Origin of the sequence: Pseudomonas sp. NPDC089392, assembly GCF_044749595.1 — a bacterium.
Taxonomy (GTDB): domain Bacteria; phylum Pseudomonadota; class Gammaproteobacteria; order Pseudomonadales; family Pseudomonadaceae; genus Aquipseudomonas.
Window position 1 is genome coordinate 24,892 of the sequence record NZ_JBIVIF010000035.1, and the last position, 21,213, is coordinate 46,104.

General features: G+C 64.8%; 13 protein-coding genes. 5 read left to right on the forward strand and 8 right to left on the reverse strand.

Translation table 11 applies throughout. The annotated features are described in order from the left end of the window. Window positions 1–105 precede the first annotated feature (105 nt). The gene (locus ACIP1G_RS24050) at window positions 106–888 is read left to right on the forward strand and encodes a response regulator transcription factor (protein WP_400741348.1); all 783 of its coding nucleotides are present in this window, start codon (window positions 106–108) and stop codon (window positions 886–888) included. 124 nt (window positions 889–1,012) lie between these two features. On the opposite strand, the gene ACIP1G_RS24055 is transcribed toward ACIP1G_RS24050, so the two are convergent. After that, a complete protein-coding gene (locus ACIP1G_RS24055; RefSeq protein WP_400741350.1) occupies window positions 1,013–2,668 on the reverse strand; it encodes a ShlB/FhaC/HecB family hemolysin secretion/activation protein in 1,656 nt (551 codons plus the stop codon). A 92-nt stretch (window positions 2,669–2,760) separates the two neighbouring features. Next, on the reverse strand, window positions 2,761–5,115 hold the full coding sequence (gene pbpC, locus ACIP1G_RS24060) for a peptidoglycan glycosyltransferase PbpC (protein WP_400741353.1): 2,355 nt from the start codon (window positions 5,113–5,115) through the stop codon (window positions 2,761–2,763). Between the two features lie 77 nt (window positions 5,116–5,192). On the opposite strand from pbpC, the gene ACIP1G_RS24065 reads away from it, so the two are divergent. After that, window positions 5,193–5,486: a hypothetical protein gene (locus ACIP1G_RS24065; protein WP_012270337.1), complete on the forward strand. Its 294-nt coding sequence runs from the start codon at window positions 5,193–5,195 to the stop codon at window positions 5,484–5,486. 157 nt (window positions 5,487–5,643) lie between these two features. Here ACIP1G_RS24065 and ACIP1G_RS24070 read toward each other — a convergent pair whose 3' ends face one another. Then, window positions 5,644–10,545 carry an alpha-2-macroglobulin family protein gene (locus ACIP1G_RS24070; protein ID WP_400741356.1) on the reverse strand — a complete coding sequence of 1,634 codons (4,902 nt, stop codon included), beginning with the start codon at window positions 10,543–10,545 and terminating at the stop codon, window positions 5,644–5,646. A 249-nt stretch (window positions 10,546–10,794) separates the two neighbouring features. On the opposite strand from ACIP1G_RS24070, the gene ACIP1G_RS24075 reads away from it, so the two are divergent. After that, window positions 10,795–12,132, forward strand: a complete 1,338-nt coding sequence (locus tag ACIP1G_RS24075; RefSeq protein ID WP_400741359.1) for an MATE family efflux transporter — start codon at window positions 10,795–10,797, stop codon at window positions 12,130–12,132. Window positions 12,133–12,248: 116 nt separating this feature from the next. Here the strand turns inward: ACIP1G_RS24075 and ACIP1G_RS24080 are convergent, their stop codons facing one another. The 5 genes from ACIP1G_RS24080 to ACIP1G_RS24100 all read right to left on the reverse strand — a co-directional run bounded on the left by ACIP1G_RS24080 (window position 12,249) and on the right by ACIP1G_RS24100 (window position 17,167). Next, a complete protein-coding gene (locus tag ACIP1G_RS24080; protein ID WP_400741361.1) occupies window positions 12,249–12,704 on the reverse strand; it encodes an REP-associated tyrosine transposase in 456 nt (151 codons plus the stop codon). Window positions 12,705–12,887: 183 nt separating this feature from the next. Continuing rightward, window positions 12,888–14,801 carry an arginine decarboxylase gene (gene speA / locus ACIP1G_RS24085; RefSeq protein WP_400741364.1) on the reverse strand — a complete coding sequence of 638 codons (1,914 nt, stop codon included), beginning with the start codon at window positions 14,799–14,801 and terminating at the stop codon, window positions 12,888–12,890. Window positions 14,802–14,952: 151 nt separating this feature from the next. After that, entirely contained in the window at window positions 14,953–15,324 is a 372-nt protein-coding gene (locus tag ACIP1G_RS24090) for a translation initiation factor Sui1 (protein WP_027920822.1), read from the reverse strand. A gap of 239 nt (window positions 15,325–15,563) precedes the next feature. Continuing rightward, the gene (locus ACIP1G_RS24095; RefSeq protein WP_400741366.1) at window positions 15,564–16,097 is read right to left on the reverse strand and encodes an NUDIX hydrolase; all 534 of its coding nucleotides are present in this window, start codon (window positions 16,095–16,097) and stop codon (window positions 15,564–15,566) included. A 2-nt stretch (window positions 16,098–16,099) separates the two neighbouring features. Continuing rightward, window positions 16,100–17,167 carry a DUF2333 family protein gene (locus tag ACIP1G_RS24100; RefSeq protein ID WP_400741367.1) on the reverse strand — a complete coding sequence of 356 codons (1,068 nt, stop codon included), beginning with the start codon at window positions 17,165–17,167 and terminating at the stop codon, window positions 16,100–16,102. 248 nt (window positions 17,168–17,415) lie between these two features. On the opposite strand from ACIP1G_RS24100, the gene ACIP1G_RS24105 reads away from it, so the two are divergent. Further along, window positions 17,416–18,774: a diguanylate cyclase gene (locus ACIP1G_RS24105; protein ID WP_400741370.1), complete on the forward strand. Its 1,359-nt coding sequence runs from the start codon at window positions 17,416–17,418 to the stop codon at window positions 18,772–18,774. A gap of 1,426 nt (window positions 18,775–20,200) precedes the next feature. Next, window positions 20,201–20,980: a methyl-accepting chemotaxis protein gene (locus tag ACIP1G_RS24110; RefSeq protein ID WP_400741420.1), complete on the forward strand. Its 780-nt coding sequence runs from the start codon at window positions 20,201–20,203 to the stop codon at window positions 20,978–20,980. The last annotated feature ends 233 nt before the right edge of the window (window positions 20,981–21,213 follow it).

A 21,213-nucleotide genomic window follows, 5' to 3' on the forward strand; every position in this document is an offset into this window, starting at 1 on the left:
GTGGTCCGATTCCTTGTACAGGCCTTGTACATAATCGCCGAGTGCGTCTATTTTTAAGCTGCCAGAGCGTCTGGCACGGGAGCAGGGCCGTATACGAACAGGGAGTTGATCGTGTCCAGACCAGTGAATGAAGTGAAGGTGTTGGTGGTTGATGACCAGCCGGTCATTGTCGAGCAACTGTGTGAATTCTTCCAAACCAAGGGCTATGCCTGTACACCCGCCCATTCCACTGACGAAGCCATCGAGCGCTACCTGGCAGACCCGGCTATTGGCCTTGTCATCTGCGACCTGCACATGCCGGAGCGGGATGGCATCGAACTGGTGCGTGCCTTGAAGGAGGTCGATGGCAGCCAGCGCATGTTCGAAGCCATCATGTTGACCGGGCGTGCCGAGAAACAGGACGTGATCCGCGCACTGCGCGAAGGCTTTGCCGATTATTACCAAAAGCCGATGGACCTTGATGAATTGCTCGAAGGTGTACGCCGGCAGGAACAAGCGTTACTGGAGCGCCAGCGCAACTTCCGTGACCTGGGCGGGCTGAACCAACGGCTGCAGGAGCTGGCCGAGTCAGTGGACGAGCTGTATCAGGACCTGGAGAAAGCCCGGGGCCAAGGTGTTCACCGACGTGCCAGTGATGTGGAAGAAAGCGAAAGCGAACTGCCAGCGGCGTTCGAGAAACTGTCGCCACGCCAGCTGGAAGTGGCGCGCCTGGTGAGCAAGGGCAAGACCAACTACCAGATCGCCTGTGAATTGGGCATTACCGAAAATACCGTGAAACTGTATGTGTCGCAGGTGTTGCGCCTGACGCACATGCACAATCGTACCCAGTTGGCGCTGGCGTTGACGCCAAGCTCATCGCCGGTGCATCAGCGGTTTACTACCCATTGAGGGGTTGGCTTCAGGATTTTGGGGCTGCTTTGCAGCCCATCGCGACACAAGGCCGCTCCTACAAGAGACCGTGTATATCCTGTAGGAGCGGCCTTGTGTCGCGATCGGGGCGCAACGCGCCCCCTTACATTTGAACGGCAAAACTCAAAGTCAGCCGAGGCCCACGGTCCAGGCTATCCAGCGCCACATCCGCCAACGGCTTGGCTACCTCCAGCGCCACATTGAACCAGCGCCCGTCCCCCAGCCGTACACCAAGCGCCGCCGACGCCAAATGGGCATCCTCCACCGGCCCCCGGTTGTGCCAGGCCTGCGCCGTATCCACTAGCGCATAAGGCTGAACCAGCGCCAGCCTGCTACCCCGCATGCTGTAGTTCAACTCGTAAGCCACACCCCAGCCCTTGTCCCCGTCCGCCTGGTCACGCGGGTAGCCACGGCCGAAGTTCTGCCCGCCAAACCCGGCCCGCTCGCTGTCGGGCAGACGGTCATCGCTCCAGTACAACGCCCCGGACATCACCCCTTGCCAGTTCTCGAACAGTGGGTCGCTCTGCAACCCGGAAAGCCGCAGCCGCAGGAAATCCAGGTCGTAGTCGGCATCGCTGCGTGCGCCCAGGTAGTCCAGGCCCTGATAGACCCCGGCGCTGACCATACGCAAACGCCCCTTCTCCTCCTTGCGCCAGTTGCCTTCGAACGATAGAGCACGCACGTAGGTGTCATAGCCCCGTGCCGATGCCAGTCCGTCTTCGTAGTGCTCGCTTACCCAATACAAATACCCCTGCACCGCCATCCACTCACCTGACCTGACGATCACCGGCTGGCGCAAGCCGATCGCATAGCGCTCGCTGTCGCGCTTGCGGGTGACGTCACGGCCATCATTCAGGCGAATACGCGTACCGGGCTCGCTGCGGTAGCGCGAGGCCGACAGCAGCGCCTGGCTGCCGGCGGCGTCCAGGTACTGGCTGTAGTCCAGGCGTTGGTAGTGAACCTGGTCATCTCCCGGGGGCAACAGCAGGCTGGCCTGGAACTGTTCGGCAAAGCGGGTCTGGGCATGGCTGGTTGCCGTCAGCAACGCCTGCGCATCATCGCGATTGGAATCGGCCACGGTGACAGCGGCGCTGAACGGTTTGCGCCGCGCATGCACCGTTAGCTGGGCGGCACCATCAGCAGGCTGCGCCACGGCCAGTTCCGCCTCCATGGTCACACCGGGTATGCGCTCAGCCAGGCCCAGGTAACGCTCCAGCGTTTCCCGGGTCAGCGGGCGCTCGGCCTCAAGCTGCACCAGCAACTGCTGCAGATAGTCGCGGGCCGGGCCGATATCGCCATCAATGCGGTAATCATGGATATAACCTTCGACCAACACCACAGTGACCCGGCCTTCAGCCACATCCTGAGGCGGCAGGTAAGCGTAAGACAGCAGGTAACCCTCTTGCTGGTAGCGCTGGGTCAGGCGCGCGGTGTACTGCTGCAGTTCACCCAAGGTGGTCTGGCGCCCGATCAATGGCTGGTAGTGCTCGCGCAGGTCGCTCAAGGGGAACACTGTGCCGCCCTCGAAGCGCACTTTATGCAGCACCAGCCGGGTATCTGCAGGCGCCCAGCCAGGGCTGTCAGCATTCGGGTCGGCCAGCCGCAGGCCAGGGCTGACAGGGCGATAGGCGTCTATCGGCAGGTTGGCGCTGGGCAGGCGCCGTTCGTATTCGTGGCTGTCGAGAAAACCCGGCAACGGCTCGGCGTGGGCCGCGAGCGCCCAAGGCAGCAATAACAGGGGCACGGCCAGAGGACGCATAGGGCGCTCCATGTTCCCTTGGTTCGCGGGGCACCAGCCGGTCACACCCGTCACTTGCAAGCGTAGGTGCTGGCCCGGCCGCCGTCGAACCGCTACTCGCTGACCTGGAACGCCACCCGCGCCGTCTCGCCGCTTTCATCCAGCGCACTGATTTCGGCCTGCCCGACCTGCGGCAGGCGCACCAGCAAGCTGTCCTGCCCCTGGGTTTCACCCAATGGCTGGCCGTTGAGGAACCACCAGCGCCGCCCGCCACCGCCCAAGGCCGACACATGCAGTTGCAGCGGCTCGCTGCTGGTGGCTGGGCGGCGCAGGTTGTCGCCTGGGCGCACACCAACGATCGACAGCGGTGGCGCGCTGGCCGGTACCTGTGGCGGGCAGGTCGGGTCGATGGCCGGCAGGCGTGCCGCGCGCCGCTCTGTCCGGGGCAGCCAAGGCTCCAGCGGCGCCGGCCACAGGGCAATATCGCGGGCCTTGGCGCCCGGGCAACTGCCATCCACGCGCAACCCCAGGTCGTTGACCCACACGCTTTCGCGCAAGCCCAGGCCTAGTGGTTGGTCGGCGGCCTGCAGGGTCGGCGGCGTGGTGCCGTCCAGGGTCCAGGCGAAGCGCTGACGGCGGCAGTTGGGGTCTTGCTTGTTCAGCGGCTGGCCCAACGGCCAACAGATTGCTGCTACCCCCACATTCGCCGGCACCCGCTGCACCGGTACGTTGATGCCGCGCTGGCTGTCGCGGTTGCTCAGCAGGTCGTGCACCTGCAGCATCAGCGGCGCCGCCGAGGCCAGGCCGAACTGCCCGGGTACCGGCGTGCCATCGGGGCGGCCGATCCATACGCCAATCAGGTAGCGCGGCCCCACACCGATCGACCAGGCATCGCGAAAGCCATAGCTGGTGCCGGTCTTCCAGGCCAGTAGCGGGCGCTGCACCAGTTCGGCATGCGGATCGCGGTCGGGGCGCGCCTGGCCGCTGAGGATGCGCCGAATGATCCACGCCGCCCCTGGCGACAGCAGGCGACGCTCCACCAGCGGGTCCTGCGGCTGCAAGCGCACCCGCGCACTGTTACCGCCGCGTGCCAGCGCTGCGTAACCACCCACCAGGTCTTCCAGGCGGCTGCCGGCGCCACCCAGGATCAACGACAGGTTGGGCTCGGCCAAGGGCGGCAGTATCAGCGGCATGCCCGCCATGCGCAGCTGCGCGGCAAAGCGTTTCGGGCCGTATGCCTCCAGCAACTGCACTGCCGGCAGGTTGAGTGACAGGGCCAGTGCCGAACTGGCCGACACCGGCCCACTGAAGCCCATGGAGAAGTTGCCGGGGCGGTAGTCGCCATAGCGGCGCGGCACATCCTGCAGCAGCGATTCGGAATGGATCAGACCATCGTCCAGCGCCATGCCGTAGAGGAACGGCTTGAGCGTGGAGCCCGGCGAACGTAGCGAGCGCACCATGTCCACATGCCCGAAGCGGCGCTCATCGGCCAGGTCGATCGACCCCAGGTAAGCACGCACCGCCATGGTCTGCGCCTCGACCACCAGGATGGCAGCAGAGGTGCGCTCTGGCAGCCGAGCGCGCCAGCCCAGCAGCAAGTCTTCCAGGCGCCGTTGCAAAGCAGCGTCGAGGGTGGTGCGGATCAGCGGTGGGCTGTCGGCGCTGTTCAGGCGCCGGGCCAACAGCGGCGCCAACGCCGGCTCCTGGCGTGGCGCCAGCACCAGTGGCTCCTCGGCTGCCTCGCGAATTTGCTGTGCCGGCCACACTTGGTATTCCGCCAGCCGTTGCAGCACCTTGTCCCTGGCGCGCTGGGCCCGTTCGGGGTGGCGGTCCGGGCGCAGGCGGCTGGGCGCCTGGGGCAGCACCGCCAGCAGCGCCGCTTCGGCCGGGGTCAGGTGCATCGGCGACTTGCCCAGGTAAGCCCAGCTGGCGGCCGCCACACCCTGCAAGGTGCCACCGAAGGGCGCGCGGTTCAGGTAGACCTGCAGGATTTCGCGCTTGGACAAATGCCATTCCAGCTGCGCCGTACGCCACAACTGGCGCAGTTTGCCGGCCAGGGTACGGTCATGCGGGTCGAGCAGGCGTGCCACCTGCATCGACAGCGTGCTGCCGCCCGACACCACGCGCCCGCCGCGCAGGTTCAGCCAGGCAGCGCGAACAAGGGCCAGCGGGTTGACTCCGGGGTGTTGGTAGAACCAGCGGTCCTCGTACGTCAGCAAGGCCTGCAGGTACAACGGCGATACCTGGTCAGGGCTGACCGGGTAGCGCCACACGCCATCGGCATCGGCAAAGCGCCACAACGGCGTGCCGTCCTCGGCCAGCACCACCCGGGCCAGGTCATCGCCTGGCATGGGTAACGGCCAGATACGGTCGGCCAGCCACAGCAGGCCGCACAGCACCAGCAGGCCCACCAGCGTGGTGCGCAACAACCTGCCCGCACGGCTGCGTGGCCGCGCTAAGCTAGGCATCGGGAACCGACCCGGCCAGGTGATGGCCAAAGGCTTTGGGACGGCAACCTCGCCGATTTGTTCATCAGGAAGCAACTATGCATGTAGAAGGTTTTTTCGAGTGGCTGGGCCAGGCACTAGGGTCGTTGATCCGCTTCATCGTCGACGCATTGAGCGGGCTGTTCAACCTGCTGGCCAATGCCGGTGGCAATTTCATCGACGGCCTGGCGCGTACCCTGGGCATGGACACCTCGCTGCTCAGCATCCTGGCCCTGATCATCGGCCTGATGCTGCTGTACTCGGCTATCCGCGCGTTCATGCGCGCCTCGATCATCCTCGGGATCATCTGGCTGGTGCTGGGGTTGTGGGTGATGAGCTGGGTGATTCACTAAATGCTCGAGCAGCCTTACGCGGTCCTTGTAGGAGCGGCCTTGTGTCGCGATCGGGCCGCGTAGCGGCCCCAGCCATTCAAGCGGCGGAGCTGAAACCTGGGGCCGCTTTGCGGCCCGATCGCGACACAAGGCCGCTCCTACAACAGACCGCGTCGCTTTAGCGGGCTTTCACGGTCATCTCCCCTTGCCCATCCCCCACCGCCTGCAGGTTCGGCCGGTACATCGACTCAACCTGCGGCGGCGGCACGCGGTAGGTGCCTGGGGTCACCGCCCGCGCCAGGTACAGCAGGTGGGTGGTGCCGTAGCCGTCGAGCTTGAGCGCGGCTACATAACGGTCATCACGGTACTCCTGGTGCACCACGCTGGCGTTCTGCATCGACTCGCGCCACGCCTTCACCGCGCTGCTGGCGTTGTCCAGGCTGGCAGCACTCTGCGCCAGGTTCTGGTTTTCCAGCTCCAGGCCGGCCGGCAGCAAGTCCACTACCAGCGCATCCGGCACCCGGTCTTCGGCCTTGAGCGCCAGGTGCACCAGCACCAGGTCGCCACTGCGCAGGTTGTGCAGGTCCAGCGGCTGGCCATTCATGCCCAGGTACTCACGGCGAATCTGCATGCCGTTGCCACCGGCCGACGGCGCCTGGCGCGGGTAACCGGACAACGTCAGTTGCTGGTACAGGGTCTCGCTGCCTTGGTTCTGCACACTCAGCGGCGAGGCCAGCAGCGGGCCTTCGAGCTTCATGCCGGACTCGGCATTGTTGAAGTCGCGCACTTCGCCAGCGCTGTCCAGGCGCGCCTGCCATTTGCCTTCCGGCTTGCCCAGCAGGCCACGGCCGGCGAGGAACAGCGCGTTGCGTTCCTGGGTCGACAGCCAGCGGTTGGCCGCCAGTTCATCCGACAAGGCGAACAGGCGCTGGTCGACCTGGCTGCTGGCCAGGTTGCTTTCCTGCAGCAGCGCCAGGATCAGCGCCTGGTCGCGCAGGGCGCTGCCGTAATCGGCCATCCAGCCTTTACCCCGGCTGATGCCCAGGCCCGCCTGCAAGGCTTGCTCGGCCCGCGGCTTGTCGCCCATCTTGTCCAGCGCCACCGCCAGTTGGACCAACGGCAGACCGGAACGGGCATCGGCGCGGCGTTCAAACAGGCCACGCAGGGCACCCAACGGCGCCTGCTGGCTGCGCGACAGCACCAAGGCCGCATAGGCCTGCACGGCAAAGCGGGTATGGTCGGCGTTCTCGCTGTAGTCGACTTCGATCAGGTTGCGCTCCTGCAGGTAACGCAGCAGGCGCTCGCTGGCCTTCTTCAGCGCTTCGGCCGGCACGCCGTAACCTTGGTCGCGGGCACGCAGGAGGAAGTCGGTGACGTAGGCGGTCAGCCAGTATTCTTCTTCGCTGTCCGAGCTCCACAGGCCAAAGCTGCCGTTGTAGCGCTGCATGCCCAACAGGTGCTCGATGCCCATTTCGATCTTGCGCTTGCGCACATCGGCCGGCTCGCCCTTGATGCCCAGGCGCTTGAGGCTGTCGGCATCGGCGTACAGCGACGGGTACAAGCCGCTGGTGGTCTGCTCCAGGCAACCGTAGGGGTAGGCTTCAAGGGCGCGGATCTGCTCGGCCAGGTTCAGCGGCGGCCGGCTCGACAAGGCCAGGCTGGCTTCCAGGCCGGCGGGTTCTAAGGCGGCCAGGTCTGCTTCAGGCAGGGTCCACGGCTGGTCCTTCAAGGCCACGCGGTAGTGCTTGAGCATTGCCGGGTAGGCCGGGCGCACGCCCAGCGTCCACTCACGTTCGAATGCGGTGGTCGGCTCGTTCGGCAGTTGCAGGCCGGTGACCCGTACATGCACCTTGCCCTGCCCCAGGCCACCCAGGGCCTGCACCGGGATCATCAGCGTCGAACGTTGTCCTTCGGCCAAGGCAACGGTCTGCACGGCACTGGCTGCCAGGCTCAGTTGCCCTTCGGTGCTGATTTCAACATTCAGTTGCTGGGCACGGCCCGACAGGTTGGCCAGGTCCAGCGCCAGGCTGGTGCGGTCGCCACCGGCGAGGAAGCGCGGCGCCGAAAGCTCGGCAATCAGCGGCGCCGCAACCACGGTCTTGCCTTCGGCCATGCCGAAGTGTTCCTCGGTCCAGGCCTGGGCCATCAGCCGCAGCTCGCCGTTGAAATCGGGAATATCGACGGTCGCCTGGCCCTCACCCTTGTCGTCCAGGGTCACCGGCAGGCTCTGCTGGGCGACGATGGTCACGGTGGTGTTGGGGCGCTTGCCGCCCTTGGCCATTGCCGCGTCACCACCGAACGCCAGGCTGGCCAGGCGGCCCTGCCCGGCTTCGATCAGCTGGCCGTAGATGTCCAGTTGGTCGGCACCGTAGGCCTTGCGCCCGAACAGGCTGGCAAACGGGTCGGGGGTTTTGAAATCGGTGATGTTGAGGATACCCACGTCCACCGCCGACAACAGCACATGCACCTGCTTAGGGATGCTGCCATCGGCATTGGCGGCCTTGACCTTTACAGTCAGTGGTTGTTTCGGGCGCATTTTCTCGGGTGCTTGCAGGCTCACCGCCAACTTGCGCTCGGCACGGTCCAGCGGCAGGTGCAGTACGCCTACCGAACGCTTGGGCGTGGCGTTGGCCTTGCGCTCACCGGGACGAATCACCAGCGCGCTGATATACAGGTCGTGCCGTGCCCAGGCCTTGTCCAGCTGCACATCGAAGGTCTTGCCCTCGGCGGGTACATCGATCTCCTGCCACCACAGCGGGCCATCGCTGGACTCGATCATCAGGTAGCCACTGCCGGCGGCAGGCGGGGTAACGGTAACCTTGGCCGTGGCGCCGTCGGCGTAGGACGGTTTGTCCAGCGCCAGCTTGACCTGATCGGGGCGCACTGCGCCGCCTTCGGCGTTGTCCTGGGCGCGGTAGCCGGCCCAGAAGCGCTCGCTGGATACCAGGCCGGTCTGCGGGTCTTCCACCTCGACGCGGTACGGGCCCCATTCAACCTGGAAGCTCAGCTTGGCGGTGGAGCCGGCCTTGACGCTGACGGTCTCCTCATTCTGGGTCAGGAACTTCTCGTTATAGGCGTAGCTCCAGCCGTCGTTCTGCGAGTAGTTCCAGTAGTAGTCGCGGCGCTCACGAATCAGCCGCACCTTCAGCTCGTTGGCTGCCAGCTTGTTGCCGTCGCGGTCGGCCACCAGGAGCTCGAACTCGACCGGGCCGTCGCTATCCGTTTCCTCGCCATCGAACAGGCCACGCAGGCCCGGCAGGCGCTCGGCCGGCCAGATCGGTTGTTCCAGGCGCCGGGTGATCGGCCGACCGCCGGACTCCTGCAGGCTGGCCTGCACGGTCAGTTGCAACGGCGAGCGGGCTTCAGTCCAGCGGCTTTCGATATCGACCACGGCCTTGCCGGTCTGGTCGAGGGTGACTTCGTCCAGTTCCAGGTCCTGGTTCAGTTCGGTTTCGGTGACCGAGCCGAACTGGTAGCCCGGCAACGCCGGTACGGCCTCACGCAGCGGGCGCACATAAGCCTGGCCACTCAGGCGGTTGCCGGCAGCCGGGGCACCGTACAGGTAACGGCCATTGACCTGGATGCGAGCATTTTCGTCCGGCGACAGTGGTTTGCTGCTGCCCTTCAGCTCCAGCGCCAAGCGCTCGGGCAAGAAATCTTCAACGAGGAACTCATAGACCTGCTTGCGCCCACCGCCCAGGTCGAGCAGCAGTTGCCAGCGGCCGGTCGGGGCCTCGGTAGCCAACTGCAATTGGTACTGGAACAGGCCGTTGCTGTCGGCTTCCCAGACGAACTTGCGGCTGACTTGTTCATCCGGGCGGCGCACCTCCACGCTCACCGGCTGGGCCTTGACCGGCTTGCCGTCCTGGTCACGCAGCAGGCCGTTGAGCAACACCGTCTCCCCCGGGCGATACAAGTCGCGCGGGCCGAAGATAAAGAACTGCAACGGGTTGGCCTGGGGCCCGGTGATGTCGAACTCGGCCAGGTCCAGCGCTGCGGTGTTCAGGCGCAGCAGCGTGGTGTGTACGCCCTGGGTGGCGATGAGGGTGTCAGCCTTGGGCGTGATCGGCAGTTGGGCGTGGCCCTTGCCATCGGTCGTGGCCTGGGCCAGCAGCTTGCCCTTGTCGTCATGGATTTCCAGGTTGACGCCGTTCATTGCCTTGCCGCCTTCCAGCGCCTGGGCGAACACGTCGAGGCGGTCGCGGTAGCGGTGTGCGGACACACCGATGTCGCTGAGGGTGAACAAGGTTGCCGGCTGCGAGTAGTCGTAGGTGCCCGAGGCACGCATCACCGCCAGGTACACGCCTGGTTCCTGCAGCGGCTTGATGCCGGCAATTGGCAGCAGCACGGTCTCGCGGGTGTTGCGCGCCGGGTTGAGGTCGAAGCGGCCGCTGTAGACCAGTTCGGCCATGTCCAGGGTTTCCTTGGACTGGTAGTAGTACAGGCTGCTGTTGCGCCCCCAGTTGGCCAGGAAGCTTGAGAGCATGTCCGGCTTCACGCGGAAAAACTCGACATCGACCTTATCGACATTGAGGGCGATGACCGGCAGGCCTTCGGCCAGGCGCGTGGGCAGCAGCGAACCGCGGCTGGCAAAGCCGATGGTCGGCTGCATGTCGCGGGTTTCCAGGCGGGTGATCGACTCGCTGTCCAGTTGCTTGCCGTTGACCGCCAGCAGGCCCTTGTCGACGGTCAGTACCAGCTTGCGCTGAGGTTCCAGATGACGCAGGCGCAGCTCCATTTGGTTGTCGGAGAGTTCCCAGGCGCCGTCGAGCTTGCCTTTGACGGTATCGACCAGGTGCACCTTGGTGGCGAAGTCCTGCTTGGCATCCAGCGGTGCGGAGAAGCTGATCGACAGCGTTGCGGCGCCGTCGAGCTGCACTTCAGAGACGTCGAGCACCGTGAGTTCACGGCCCTCGTAGCGCTTGGCGAGCACGGCCGGGTCCTCGCGCTTGGGGGCCGGAGCTTCGGCGGGCGCGGTGGCGGCCGGCTTTTCGACGGGCACCGGTTTATCCGGTGTGGAAGAGTCACAGGCACTGAGCAACGCCAGCGCGCAGGCCAGCAACAATCCTTTGTTGAACATGGAGTAGGAACTCTTTGGCAGCGGGTACTTGAGGGCAGCAACTATAGCGCAATGTGGCGCTTCAGCTCGGACCATGGTCGCGCGGTTTGGTTGCCTGGCCGTTACACTGTGGCCATTCAGAAAAGCGGGGGCGCTTTGCGCCCCTTTCGCGACGCAAGGCCGCTCCTACAGGGACCGCGTTCCCCCTGTAGGAGCGGCCTTGCGTCGCGATAGGGCTGCGCAGCAGCCCCAGATTCCCAAGGACACCCGATGACTGCACTGACCACCGACTGGCGCCACCGCCCCACCCACCACAAGGTCTGGGCCCTGGCGGCGCCGATGATCCTGTCCAACATTTCCGTACCCTTGGTCGCCCTGGTCGACAGCACCGTCATCGGCCACCTGCCCCACGCCCACCAGCTGGGCGCCGTGGCCGTGGGCGCCACGCTGTTCACCTTCATGGTCGGCCTGATGGGCTTCCTGCGCATGGGCTCCACCGGCTTTGCTGCCCAGGCCGCCGGCCGTGGCGACGGCGCGGCGCTGCGCCAGGTGCTGGTGCAAGGGCTGTTGCTGGCGGTCGGCTTTGCCCTGCTGATCGGCCTGTTGGCCATCCCCTTCAGCCAGCTCGCACTACATGCCATGCAACCCAGTGCCGCCTTGCAGCAATCCACCGAGGACTTCTTCCATACCCGCCTGTTAGGCCTGCCTGCGGCACTGGCCAGCTACGCGCTGGTCGGCTGGTTCCTTGGCACACAGAACGCCAGGGCACCGCTGGCCATACTGCTGACCACCAACCTGTTGAACATCGCCTTGAACCTGTGGTTCGTACTGGGCCTGAACTGGGGCGTGCTGGGTTCGGCGCGGGCGTCGGTGATTGCCGAATGGAGTGCTGCCCTGCTCGGCCTGGCCCTGACCCGCCCGGCCCTGCGCGCTTACCCGGGGCAAATCGTATGGGCGGCACTCAAGCGCTGGCAGGCCTGGCGGCCGCTGCTGGCGGTGAACCGCGATATCTTCCTGCGCAGCCTGGCGCTGCAACTGGTGTTCCTCCTGATTACCGTGCAAGGCGCGCGCCTGGGTGAGGCCACGGTGGCGGCCAACGCCTTGCTGCTCAATGGCCTGTTGCTGACGGCCTATGCGCTGGACGGGCTGGCGCATGCGGTCGAGGCCTTGTGCGGCCATGCCATCGGTGCTCGTGACCGCGACACCTTGCGCCGTTCGCTGGTGGTGGCCTGTGGCTGGTCGCTGATTACCAGCGTGGGGTTTGCCGGGTTGTTCCTGCTGGGCGGGCATCTGTTCATTGATTTGCAGACCGACATCGACAGTGTGCGGGTGGCGGCTTATCCGTACCTGCCATACCTGGCGCTGCTGCCGTTGATTGCGGTGTGGAGTTATTTGCTGGACGGGTTGTTCATCGGTGCGACGCGGGCGCGGGAAATGCGCAATGCGATGCTGGTTTCGGTGCTGATTGCACTGCCGGTGGCGGTGGCCATGAGCGGGTTTGGCAACCATGGGTTGTGGTTGGCGTTTCTCGGGTTCATGGGTTTGCGGGCGGTGACGCTGGGGTGGGTTGGGTGGCGGTTGCAGCAGAGAGGTGAATGGATCCGGTAATGCCGGGGCCGCGTTGCGGCCCATCGCGACGCAAGGCCGCTCCTACATCGATCGGCGTATGCCGTGTAGGAGCGGCCTTGTGTCGCGAAATGAGGGCGAAGCCCTCACCTGCGGCCTCACAGCCACACACAATCCCAATGTGGATACTCGCCAGCCCGCCGCACCAGACCAGCCCGAATCGGGTTGGCGATGATGTAGCGGGCAGCGGCCCTGACATCGTCTTCCTTGCGCAACGCCCGGTCATAAAAGCCAGGCTGCCAGATGCGCTTTCGCTCGGCACCTTTACGGTAAAGCGCACAGCTGCTTCGCGACTTGAAGGCACACATGAGTTTGTCCAGGCTGGTTGGCCCAAGCTCGATCAGCCAATGCAGGTGGTCTGGCATCAGAACCCAGGCAAGAGAGCGGCAGTTCCCTTCTTGATCACTCAGGCGCAATTGATGGATGGCCGCTCGTGCAAACCAGAGGTTCTGGAACAGGGGTAGGCGCTGGCGGGTAATGGTAGTTAGCAGGTAGAGCCTGCCTGGCTCTGAATAGCGCCCTTGGCGCAAGCGATGATTGCCGTGACGGTCCATGTCGACATCCTTTGAACATTGCATTCGCAGGATAGGTGTCGTGACGAGGGATGGCGTGGGTGGATCATTACCGGGTATGACGCGGTGAGGGCTGTGCCCTCAGATCGCGACACAAGGCCGCTCCTACAAGGGAATCGCGTACGGCAAATATTGCGCGTTCACCTGTAGAAGCGGCTCCGGCAATTACGACGACAGGTACGAAGACCGGGTCAACCCAAGCCGCAAGGCATCCAGGTACTGGGTCCGCTCACGCGCAGTGATCTTGGCGCTGGCCACCTTGTCGCGGTAATGGGTCATCAACTCCTCCGGCGACAGGTGCACGTAACGCAGCATGTCTTCGATGGTGTCGTGGGTCTCGATGCCGGCGTGGTACACGCTGCCATCGGCGTTCTGGTAGATGTTCACCGAGTCGGTGTCACCGAACAGGTTGTGCATGTCACCGAGGATTTCCTGGTAGGCACCGACCAGGAACACGCCCAGCAGGTAGTCCTCGCCTTCCTTCACCGCATGCACCGGCATGCTGGTCTCGATGCTCTGCTCGTCGACGTACTGGTTGATCTTGCCGTCAGAGTCGCAGGTCAGGTCCTGCAAGACCGCACGACGCATCGGCTCTTCATCCAGGCGGTGCAGCGGGATGATCGGCAGTACCTGGCCGATGGCCCAGGTGTCTGGCAGGCTCTGGAACACCGAGAAGTTGCAGATGTACTTGTCGGCCAGCTTGTCGTTCAGCTCGTCCAGCACCTGGCGGTGCGAGCGCTGGCGGGCTTTCAGCGAGTTGTGCAGGCGGCGGCACACGGCAAAGTAGCACTGCTCGGCCAGGGCCTTCTCGCCCAGGCTGATCTTGCCATCGGCATACTGCGCGGCCACGTCACCCATGTAGTGGGTGGCGCGCCAGTAGGTCTCGGTGACCATCTCGATGTCGGTCGGGCCAAGCAGGTCGACCAGCCACTGCACGGTCTCGGGCAGGGCTTCCTTGTTTTCGATGGTCGGCACGTCGTCGTTATGTTTCTCGACGTCGGTCACCTGAATCACCAGCATGGCGTGGTGCGCGGTCAGCGAGCGGCCGCTCTCGGAGAAGATGTGCGGGTGCGGCAGGCCCTGCGCGTCGCAGAACTCCTTGAGCATGCCCACCACCACGCCGGCGTAGTCGTCCATGTCGTAGTTGATCGAGCTGGCATTGCGCGAGTGGGTACCGTCGTAGTCCACGCCCAGGCCACCGCCCACGTCGATGTGGTCGACCGGCAGGCCCAGCGCACGCAGCTCGCCGTAATAACGGATGGCTTCCTTGAAGCCGTGCTGATAGTCGGCAAGGTTGGCGATCTGCGAGCCCATGTGGAAGTGCAGCAGGCGGATGCCCTGGTCCAGGCCGGCATCGCGGAAGCGCTGCACCACCGAGATCAGCTGGGCGGCAGACAAGCCGAACTTGGACTTCTCGCCACCGGTATCTGCCCACTTGCTCGAAGCCAGCGACGACAAGCGTACGCGCAGGCCGACCTGCGGTTTCACCTTGAGCTCGGCGGCTTCGTCGATCACCAGGGCCACTTCCGACTCTTTCTCGATGACGATGAACACGTTGTGGCCGAGCTTCTGGCCCATCAGCGCCAGGCGAATGAACTCACGGTCCTTGTAGCCGTTGCAGACGATGGTGCCGCCCTTCGGCGCCAGTGCCAGTACCGCCAGCAGCTCGGGCTTGGAGCCGGCTTCCAGGCCAATGGACACGTTTTGCGTGGCGATGATGTTTTCCACCACCGCTTCTTGCTGGTTGACCTTGATCGGGTACAGCGCGGTGTACTGGCTCTGGTATTCCAGGCGCGCGATGTTGGCGTCGAAGGCGCCGGTCAGCTGGCGTACGCGGTCCTGCAGAATGTCGGGGAAGCGCACCAGCAAGGGCAGCGACAGGCCGCTCTGGCGCAGTTCATCGACCTGTTCGAACAGGTCGATCGGTGCGCTTTTGGGGCCGTTGGGGCGTACTTCGACGCGCCCGGCTTCATTGATGGCGAAATAACCAGCGCCCCAATGGCGGATGCCATAAACACTGCGGCTGTCGGCCACGGTCCATTGGCTACCATCGTCTTTGCGTGTGCGTCGTACGGACATTCAAGTCCCCTATAGATAAGTCGAAGACACTGCCCCGCAAGGAGGCGGGCGCAGTGTAAAAGCCAAAAATGACGATTCGCCGTGCCCAGTGATAGACCCTGGCCACGGCAACGAGTTTAGAAAGCACTGGGCAAAAAAGCGCGCGGGCGAATCAGCCGCCGGACTTTTTCGCCTTGAAGCCCTGCTTGATCAGCTCGGCGATCAGCAGCTCGACATGGTCGCCCTGGATTTCGATGACCCCATCCTTCAGCGCGCCACCGGTACCACAGCGACGCTTGAGGGTGGTGGCCAGCTCCTTGAGCTGGTCGAGCGGCAGCGGCACGCCGGTGACGGTAGTCACGGTCTTGCCGCCACGGCCTTTGCTTTCACGGCGCACACGGGCAATGCCATCGCCTTCGGGGATGACCTGCTGCTTGCAGGTACAGGCATCCACCGGCTGGCCACAGTCGGGGCAGTGCCGACCGGCGTCGGTGGAGTAAACGAGACCGCCAAGGGCGGCGAAGGAAGAAGCTTTCTTGGCCACTTTTGTTCCTCTGTGCTGAGGACAAAAACTGGTCGTGCCTTGGGGTTGAGGCCGACCGCGAAGCCCCACTCTGGCAGGGGCGGCGCTACTGCTGCATGAATTGCGGCAGCCCGAAAAGGGCGCGCAGTGTAACGATAAATGCGGCGGTTGTGTAGGAGCGGGTTTACCCGCGAACAAGGGCAAAGCCCTTGCCATGCAACGCGGGTGTCTGGGTCAGTATTTCGCGGGTAAGCCCGCCCCTACAAAGTAGCCTTGTAGCGCTGCAACGCCGCCAGCGAGTCCGGGCAATATGGCTTGCTCAGGCTTTCCTGCTCAGCCTGTTCCAGCCCAATGAAGCGCGCTTCAATCACCTCTTCCGGCTGCAACCGCAACGGCGCATCCGACACCGCCGAATACACCGCACACCACAAGCGGTTATCCGGCTGGTCAAAGTAGAACCGCTCATGAAAGCGCAGCTCGGCACCCTCAATCCCCAGTTCTTCGGCCAGCTCACGCGCCGCAGAGTCGGCATACGCCTCCCCGGCCGTGACCATGCCGCCCGCCGCCACATCCCAGTAGCCCGGGTACAGCGCCTTGCTCAGGGTCCGCCGGTGCACACACAACTCACCGGCACTGTTGAACAGCAGAATGAACGTGCAACGGCCAATCAGGCCGCGCTCGCGCAGTTCGGCACGGGGCAAGGCCCCGAGCACCTGGTCGGTTTCGTCCACCCAGGTGACCAGTTCACGGTCGGAAGCCGCCCGGTGGGCGGCCTCGTTTGGGCTGATAGCCATCATCAACCCTGCGACAGCAGCTGACGCAGGTCGATGACCGCAGCGTTGGCCCGGGAAATGTAGTTGGCCATGACCAGCGAGTGGTTGGCCCACATGCCGAAGCCACTGCCGTTGAGCACCATCGGGCTCCACAGCGGCTCTTGCGAGGCCTCCAGCTCACGGATGATCTGGCGCACGCTGACCGTGGCGTTCTTCTTCGCCAGCACGTCGGCAAAGTCCACCTCGATGGCGCGCAGCAGGTGCGACAACGCCCAGGCCTGGCCACGGGCTTCGTAGAACACGTTGTCGATCTGCAGCCATGGGGTTTCCACCAGCTCTTCGTCCACCTGCGGCGCCTGGCCGGCGACCACCGACTCGGTCTTCAATGTGCTGTTGAGCTTGACCCGGCCAACGCTGGCCGAAAGGCGCTGCGACAGCGAGCCCAGGCGGGTAGCCACGTCACCCAGCCAGTTGTTCAGGTTGTCGGCACGGGTGTAGAAGATCGCACCTTTATCACCGGCCGCCAGACGGGTCTGGTAGCGGGTCAGCGACTTGATGCCCTCTTCGAACTCCGATTCGCTCGATGGCAGGATCCAGCTCTTGTTGTCGAAGTTGAAGCGCGGCTCGGCCTTGGCCAGGTCGGCGTCTTCAGTGGACTGCGACTGCGAGCGGGCGAAGTCCTTGCGCAGGGCGCGGGACAGGTCGCGCACCTGGACCAGCACGCCGTATTCCCAGCTCGGCATGTTGTCCATCCACAGCCCAGGTGGGAAGCGGTCGTTGGAAATGTAGCCACCCGGCTTGTTGAGCAAGGTGCCGGCCACGGTCTTGAGGGTTTCGATGGTGGTATAGCCCACCACCATCTGCTGGCCGGTGCGCTCGGCCGCGGCCTGAGCGCTCTGCTGCACCGGGAACAGGTTGGGCTCCTGGCTCCAGTACCAGCCCAGGCCGATACACACCAGCAGGTACAACCCGATCAGGGTGCCCAGGGCACGGCTCCAAAGGCCACCAAGGTAGCTACGGGCGGCGGCGCCTCGGCCGTCGACACGCTCACGGGGCTCGGCTTTGGCCTCGCGGTTTTTCCAGTCCAGCATGGCTTTGTCCTTAATCAGTCACGACGGTTCAGGGGCTTGGACCACAGGCCTGCGCCAGGGTGCCACGGCAAGCCCGGGTGGCAGCACTATAAAGCAGACACCGCCTTACGCATAAGCGACCAATCGGTCAGCAACTGAATATTCATTCCAGCCGCTTTGTTGATGCAGGGCACTCACGCCTGCGGAAAGAGCTGCTAGCATAGGGCCATCATTGCCCCTGCACACCCCAACCTACAAGTAGCCAGGACATGAGCAAAGCAGTCGAGCAGAGCCCGCAGTGCCCCGCCCAACCGCTGACGCGCAGCGGCCTGCGCAAGGACGACCCGCTTGACCAGGTGCTGCTGCCGCCCTTGCGCAAGCCGGTGTACATCCTGCTGCAGGATCACGAGCGCGCCCAACGCCTGGCCCAGCAACTGGAGTTTTTTGGCCTGGTGGTGCAGGCGCTGGCCAATGCCCCCGCGTTTCACGCCTCGATCAGCGAATGCCCGCCCTCAGCCATCATCATGGATGTCGACTTCACCGGCGCCGGCCAGGGCCTGTTGCTGGCTGCCCAGGCTCAGCAGGGGTTGGCGCAACCTATCCCGCTGCTGTTCTTCAGCCACCACGAAGCCGACACCCCTACCCGCCTGGCCGCCGTGCGCGCCGGTGGGCAGGACTTCCTCACCGGCAGCCTGGAGGCTTCCAGCCTGCTGGAAAAGGTCGAACTGCTGACCAACGCCACGCCGCACGACCCGTTGCGTGTGCTGATCATCGACGACTCGCGCACCCAGGCCTTGTACACCGAGCGCGTCCTGGCCGGTGCCGGGATGGTCACCCGCAGCCTGACCGACCCGGTCCGTACCATGGCCGAACTGGCCGACTTCCAGCCCGACCTGATCATCCTCGACCTGTACATGCCGGCCTGCACCGGCCCGGAGCTGGCCAAGGTCATCCGCCACAGCGACCGCTATGTGAGCGTGCCGATCATCTACCTGTCTGCCGAGGACGACCTGGATAAGCAGCTGGATGCCATGAGCGAAGGCGGTGATGATTTTTTGACCAAGCCGTTTCGCTCACGCCACCTGGTCACTACCGTGCGCAACCGCGCCGCCCGTGCCCGCCACCTGAAGGCGCGCATGGTGCGAGACAGCCTGACCGGACTGTACAACCACACCCACATCCTGCAACTGCTGGAGGACTGCAGCTTCCGCGCCCGCCGCGAGCAGCAGCCATTGAGCTTTGCCATGCTCGACATCGATCATTTCAAGAAGATCAACGACCGCCACGGCCACCCCATGGGCGACCGGGTGATCAAGAGCCTGGCGCTGTTCCTCAAGCAACGCTTGCGCAAGACCGACTTCATTGGCCGTTATGGCGGTGAAGAGTTCGCCGTCGTCATGCCCGATACTGCGCTGGAGGCGGCGCATAAGGTGCTGGACGAGATCCGCCGGCGCTTTGCCGAGATTCTCTACCCGGCGCAGCCGCGCGACTTGCAGTGCACTTTCAGTGCCGGGGTGGTGCAGCTGGATGAGGGGCTGGATGCGCTGACCATGGCCAGTGCGGCAGATGAGGCGCTGTACCGGGCCAAGCATGCCGGGCGTAATTGTGTGGTGCGTGTGGAGCCCTGAAATTCGCACTGCCTGTGCCGGCCTCTTCGCGGGTGAACCCGCTCCCACAGGTACTGCGCTGCCTTCAAGTTGGCGCTGTCCCTGTGGGAACGGCTTTAGCCGCGAAGAGGCCGGCATGGGCAAAACAGATAGCGGCACTGTGCCAGTTTTTCTGACGCCAACCTCCTGTCGTCATCACCCGGTCACAAAATCGCAATAACTTCAGCCGCCTACCCCCACTCCCCTCCGCAGGAAGCTCGCGGCTATGCGCCTGAAGTGGCTGACCAATTTCAACACCCTGTTGCTGGTAACCGTGTGCCTCGCCCTGGGCGCCACCCTGTGGTGGTCGCAGCGAGCGCTGGAGCGCCCCTACCAGATGATGGAGCGCTACCTGGGCCTGTCCCAGCAGTTCCAGAACCAGACGGCAGGCAATATCCAGGCGTACCTGGGCAGCGGCGATGCCCTGCGCCACGCTGCCGCCATGGAGGCCAACCAGCAATTGCAGGCCGCCCTGGCCGACTGGCCCGTCGCGCTGGCCGACAAACTGCGCCCCAGCCTGGACAGCCTGCAGGGCTTCACCGCCAATGAGCTGCTGGCCGCCGGCAAGCTGGCCGGCGACCCGCAAGCCCTGCTGCAGCAAGCCGAGCGGGAACTGGGGGCCAACTTCGAACAATTGGCCGGCTACGCCCGCGACAGCGGCAGCGCCGACGCCAACCAGTACATGCTGCCGTTGCTCGACGCCACCGTGCACCTGAGCCGGCTGTCGTTGGCCCGGGACAAGCTGGTCAGCAGCGGCCGCCCGGAGCTGGCCGACGAAGTGGAGCGCGAGTTGCAACTGATCCGCGCCCAGGCCCAGGCCATCGACAGCCTGCCATTGCTGGGCGTAACCCGCGCCGCCGAATCCGGTGCCGACGACTTCGCCGCCATGATGGGCCTGGAAACCCAGGCCAGCGCCCAGCAGGAAGACATTGCCGTGGGCCTGAAGCGTGAACTGCAGAGCCTGCTCAGCCGCTACCCGGCCGAGCTGCAACGCACCCGCGAACAGATCGAGCGCCGCGCCGCCCTGGCCGCCAGCACCGGCCAGCGCCTGGCGGCGGTACAGCAGGCCATTGCTGCGCTGGAGCCCGAAGTACGTGGCCAGCACGGGAAAATTGCCGGCGAGGTGCGCATTATCCAGGGCCTCATGATCGGCCTGATCCTGCTTATCGCCCTGCTGATCGACACTTTGCAGCGGCGCCTGGCGCGCACCCTGACCGGCCTGGCACCGGCGCTGTCGCACTGGGCAGAGGGTGACTTCGCCAAGGGCATCACCCTGGGCAAGACCAATCGCGAGCTGCATGACATCGAGGAATCGCTGAACCGCCTGCGCCAGTACCTGGTGGAGCTGGTCGATACCATCCGCCACAACGCCGAGCAGGTGGCTGGCAGCAGCCACGCCCTGGCCGGCATGAGTGCCGCCCTGCACGATGGTGCCGAGCGCCAGGCCGGCGATACTGGGCAGATCCGCGATGCCTTGGGCGAACTGGAAGCGACCATCCAGCAGGTGGCCGGCGATGCCAGCGCCGCCGCCGATGCCAGCCGCGATGCCGGGCGTGCGGCGGAACAGGGCCAGGCGGTGATTGGCCAGAGCCTGTCGGGCTTGCGCGAACTGGTTGATGAAGTGCAGGGCAATGCCCGTGTGATCGAACAACTGGCGGAAGAGTCGGCCACCATTGGTGGGGTGCTGACGGTGATCCGCTCGATTGCCGAGCAGACCAACCTGCTGGCGCTCAATGCCGCGATCGAAGCCGCCCGTGCCGGCGAGATGGGCCGTGGTTTTGCCGTGGTGGCCGATGAGGTGCGTTCGCTGGCGCAGCGCACCACGGGGGCTACCGGCGAGATTCAGGCATTGATCGACCGCTTGCAGCAGGCCGCCAGAAGCTCGGTGGCGGGAATGCGTGCGCAGCTTGAGCATGCCGAAGCCACGGCCAACCAGGCTCAGGCGGCGGATGGGGCGCTGGATGAGATTGTTTATGCCATTCGGACGATCTCGGATACGGCTGTGCGGATTGCCGATGTCACGGCGCAGCAGAGTGGCGCGGTGAGTGAGATTCGTGACCATAGCGAGCGGATTCATGAGCTGGGTGAGGATAACTTGCAGCGTATTGGTGAAGGGCGTGAGCAAGGGGAGCAGTTGCTGAGTTTGGGGGGGGAGCTGAACCGGGCGGTGCGGGCGTTCAGGGTTTGAGCCGGGGAGTGTTCGCCGTGACAGGTGCAGCGCCTGGGAAGTGTTCGCCATGACAGGTGCAGCGCCTGGGAAGTGTTCGCCATGACAGGTGCAGCGCCTGGGAAGTGTTCGCCATGACAGGTGCAGCGCCTGGGAGGTGTTCGCCATGACAGGTGCAGCGCCTGGGAGGTGTTCGCCATGACAGGTGCAGCGCCTGGGAGGTGTTCGCCATGACAGGTGCAGCGCCTGGGAGA